General features: G+C 70.2%; 3 protein-coding genes. All 3 read left to right on the forward strand.

Going from position 1 to position 4,380, the window contains the following annotated elements; all coding sequences use genetic code 11:
* Positions 1–175 precede the first annotated feature (175 nt).
* Positions 176–2,404: an ATP-dependent helicase gene (locus EQG76_RS03880; RefSeq protein WP_235031198.1), complete on the forward strand. Its 2,229-nt coding sequence runs from the start codon at positions 176–178 to the stop codon at positions 2,402–2,404.
* A complete protein-coding gene (locus EQG76_RS03885; protein WP_159710775.1) occupies positions 2,401–3,360 on the forward strand; it encodes a 50S ribosomal protein L11 methyltransferase in 960 nt (319 codons plus the stop codon). Before EQG76_RS03880 ends, EQG76_RS03885 begins: the two co-directional genes overlap by 4 nt.
* Positions 3,361–3,413: 53 nt before the next feature.
* Positions 3,414–4,380: patatin-like phospholipase family protein (locus EQG76_RS03890; RefSeq protein ID WP_159710777.1), on the forward strand; the 967-nt coding region annotated here is incomplete at its 3' end.

Below are 4,380 nucleotides of genomic sequence, written 5' to 3' on the forward strand. Positions count from 1 at the left end.
TGCCGGTACCGGCCCGGAAGGCCAGGCGTCATGCGGCCCTCGCCTCCCGCGTGGCCAGGGTTGCCCCGCACCGGCTGTCGCGCCTATCTCCTCTACCGGTCGGCACAGATGCCCGGCCGGACAACCGCTGGTCGGATCTTCCTTGCCCATGCCGCTCGCCGCGCGACCCGTCACGATGCCCGAACGCTCGCCTGCCCCCTATCTGGCCGGACTGAACCCGGAGCAGTACGCCGCGGTCACCGCGGAGGACGGGCCGCTCCTGATCCTGGCCGGTGCCGGCACCGGCAAGACCCGCGTGCTCACCACCCGCCTGGCCCATCTCCTGATGACCGGGCGTGCCCGGCCGTTTGAGGTGCTGGCGGTGACCTTCACCAACAAGGCCGCGCGGGAGATGGTCCACCGGGTGGAGGCGCTGATCGGCCAGAGCGTGCAGGGCATGTGGCTCGGCACCTTCCACGCCATGGGCACCCGCTTCCTGCGCCGCCACGCCGAGATCGTGGGGCTGAAGCCCAGCTTCACCATCCTGGACACGGACGACCAGATCCGGCTCGTCAAGCAGGTCCTCCAGGCGCTGGAGATCGACGACAAGCGCTGGCCGGCCCGCGCGGTGCTGGGCATCGTCCAGCGCTGGAAGGACCGCGGCTGGACTCCGGACCAGGTGCCGCCTTCTGAGATCGGCGACTTCGCCGGCGGCAAGACGCTCCGGATCTACTCGCTCTACCAGGAGCGCCTGGCCACCCTGAATGCCTGCGATTTCGGCGACCTGCTGCTGCACTGCCTGGAGCTGTTCAAGCGGGCGCCGGACGTGCTGGCGCAGTACCAGCGCCGCTTCCGCGCGATCCTGGTCGACGAGTACCAGGACACCAACGTCGCCCAGTACCTGCTCCTGCGCCTGCTGGCCCAGGGCCATCGCAACATCACCTGCGTGGGCGACGACGACCAGTCGATCTACAGCTGGCGGGGTGCCGAGGTCGGCAACATCCTGCGCTTCGAGGAGGACTTTCCCGGGGCCGAGGTGATCCGGCTGGAGCGCAACTATCGCTCCACCGGCCACATCCTGGGGGCTGCTGCCGGCCTGATCGCCCGCAACCGGGCGCGACACGGCAAGACGCTGTGGACCGAGGACGTGGACGGCGAGAAGGTCCGGGTCGCCTCGCTCTGGGACGAGCAGGAGGAGGCGATCTTCGTCGGCGACGAGCTGGAGGCCCTGCAGCGCGCGAAGAAGCGCCTGTGCGACACGGCGGTGCTGGTCCGCGCCGGCCATCAGACCCGCGCCTTCGAGGAGCGCTTCATCCAGCTGGGCCTGCCCTATCGGGTGATCGGCGGCTTGCGCTTCTATGAGCGCGCCGAGATCCGTGATGCCGTGGCCTATCTGCGCGTCGTGGTGCAGCCGGACGACGACCTGGCGTTCGAGCGGATCGTCAACACGCCCAAGCGCGGCATCGGCGAGACCACGGTGGTGGCCCTGCGCAAGGCGGCGCGTGCCGCCGGCAAGAGCATGCTCGCGGCCGCCGAGGAGCTGGTCGGCACCGACGAGCTGCCGACCCGCGGCCGCAAGCAGCTGGCCGACCTCCTGGCCGCGTTCGCCCGCTGGCGGGACGAGCTGCCGCGCCGGGCACCCCGGGACCTGGTGGAGGCGATCCTGGAAGAGTCCGGCTATGTCGGCATGTGGCAGGCCGACAAGTCGCCCGAGGCGCAGGGCCGGCTGGAGAACCTGAAGGAGCTGGTCAAGGCGATCGAGGAGTTCGAGAGCCTGCCGGCCTTCCTGGAGCATGTCGGCCTGGTGATGGACAATGCCGCCGACGCCGACGGTGACATGGTCACGCTCATGACCCTGCATGCCGCCAAGGGGCTGGAATACGATTATGTCTTCCTGACCGGCTGGGAGGAGGGCCTGTTCCCCAACCAGCGCGCGCTCGACGAGGGCGGGACCAAGGCGCTCGAGGAGGAGCGGCGCCTAGCCTATGTCGGCATCACCCGGGCGAAGAAGCGCTGCACCATCACCTATGCGGCGAACCGGCGGATCTTCGGCCAGTGGGGGGCAGCGCTGCCCTCGCGCTTCGTCGAGGAGCTGCCGCCCGAGCACATCCACCACCTCCTGCGCAGCAACGCGAGCAGGCCCGACGTCGACCCGACCTTCGGCGTGACCTCCCTGTTCCCGACCGGCAAAATGATGGGCCGCGGCCCGGGCTTCGAGCGGGCCGGCAAGCTGATCGAGGGCAAGGCGGAGCTGGTCCGCCCGCGCCCTGCCCCAACCGTGGCCTTCGCCCGGGGCGACCGGGTGTTCCACGACAAGTTCGGCCCCGGCACGGTCGAGGCGATCGAGGGTGACAAGCTCACCATCGCCTTCGACAAGTCCGGAGTGAAGAAGGTCATAGCGAGCTTCCTGGAGAAGAAGGCTTGAGCGACGAGCTGTTCCACGCCACCACCGGCTCGCTCTGGCGCACGAGCTTCGTGCTGCCCGACGGGCTGGCCCAGGCGGTGTTCGAGCGGCTGGACGATCTCGGCCTCTCGGCCGGCATGTTCGAGCATGAGGGCGACGGCGGCTTCCAAGTGGAGCGCTGGCGCATGGAGATCGTCGAGGCGGAGCGGCCCGAGCCCGAGGCACAGCGCCGCCGCCTGCTAGAGCTGATCGGTGACCTCGTGCCCGACCTGCCCGACTTTAGGATCGAGGAAGTGACCGAGGCCACCTGGACCGAGGCGATGCGCCGGGAGTTCCCGCCGGTCGAGGCCGGGCGGTTCTTCGTCCATGGCGCCGCCCATGCCGACCAGGTGCCGGAGGGCCGCCTGCCGATCCGGGTCGAGGCCGGCCTGGCCTTCGGCTCCGGCGAGCACGCCACCACCAGGGGCTGCCTCCTGGCCTTCGACCGCCTCCTGCCGCGGCGCAGCTGGCGGCGGATCCTGGACATGGGCACCGGCTCCGGCATCCTCGCCATCGCCGCTGCCAGGACGACCAGGGCCTCGATTCTGGCCGTGGACGTCGACCCGACCGCGATCGAGGTCGCATCCGGCAATGTCGCCGAGAACGGCGTGGCCGACCGCGTGCGCTGCGTGGCCGGCGACGGTTTCCACACCCCCGCCCTGTTCCATCCGCGCGGCTACGACCTGATCTTCGCCAACATCCTGGCCAACCCACTGGTCGCCATGGCGGACCAGCTCGCCAGGAACCTGGCACCTGGCGGCTTCGCCATCCTGTCCGGCCTGATCGACGAGCAGGCGCCACGGGTGGAGGCGGCCTATCGCCGGGCGGGACTGCACAACCTGCGCCAGCTGCGCCTGGACCGCTGGGTGGTGATCACGGCGCGCAAGCCGCGCCGGACAGAAGCCCGGTACCGCCGGCGGAACGGCAAGCACGGCTGAGGCTTACTACCTCCGAGATCCGCACCTCCGGAGGTTCCGTCGTCGATATGAGCATGGGCAGCCCTGACCGTCCCGTAGCCCTGGCCTTGTCGGGCGGCATCGCGCTCGGCGCCTATCATGCCGGCGCCTATGCCGCCCTCCATGAAGCCCGGCTGCCGCTGCGCTGGCTGACCGGCTGCTCCATCGGTGCTGTGGTGGCGGCCGTGATCGCCGGGAGCCCGCCGGAGCGGCGGATCGAGCAGCTCCAGCGCTTCTGGCAGCTCGCAGCTCTCAACCCCTTCCCGCTGGCACCCTACTGGAACGGCCGTCCGCCGGCGGGCCTGCCCCGGCAGGCCTACAACATGGCGAGCGCCCTGCAGGCACATCTGTTCGGCCGGCCGGGCATGTTCCATCCCCGGTTCATGCCGAGCGTGGGCGACCCTGGCCTCTACGACCTGACGCCGCTGAAGGACTGGCTCCTGGAGCTGGTCGACTTCGACCGGCTGAACAGCGGGGAGATCCGGGTCAGCATCGGGGCCACCGACCTGCTCAGCGGCGAGCGCGTCCTGTTTGACACCGCCAAGGGCACCCGCATCGGCATTGAGCACGTGCTGGCCTCCTCCTCGCTGTCGCCCTTGTTCCCGCCGGTCGAGATCGAGGGGCGGCTGCTCGTCGATGGCGGGCTGTCCGTGAACCTGCCCCTGGACCTCGTGCTGCACGAGCCGCGGGACACCGAGCTCGCCTGCTTCGTGATCGAGCTGTTCGCGCGCCGGGGCAGCCGCCCGTCGACGATCGGCGCCGCCCTTTCGCGCAGCATCGACCTGGTGTTCGGCAACCAGACCCGCACCCTCCTGGAAGGGCAGCAGCGCGAGTATGCGCTGCGGGCGAAGCTTAGCGAGCTTGGCGACCGGCTGCCGCCGGAGGTCCGGACGGATCCGGAGGTGGCCGGCTTGCTGAAGGAGGGGGAGATCGCCCCGGCCGTGGTGCTTCATCTGGACCAGCGTGCCGACTTGGACGAAGCCGGGCCGGTCAAGATCCTCG

Origin of the sequence: Geminicoccus flavidas (assembly GCF_009806515.1) — a bacterium.
Lineage (GTDB): Bacteria > Pseudomonadota > Alphaproteobacteria > Geminicoccales > Geminicoccaceae > Geminicoccus > Geminicoccus flavidus.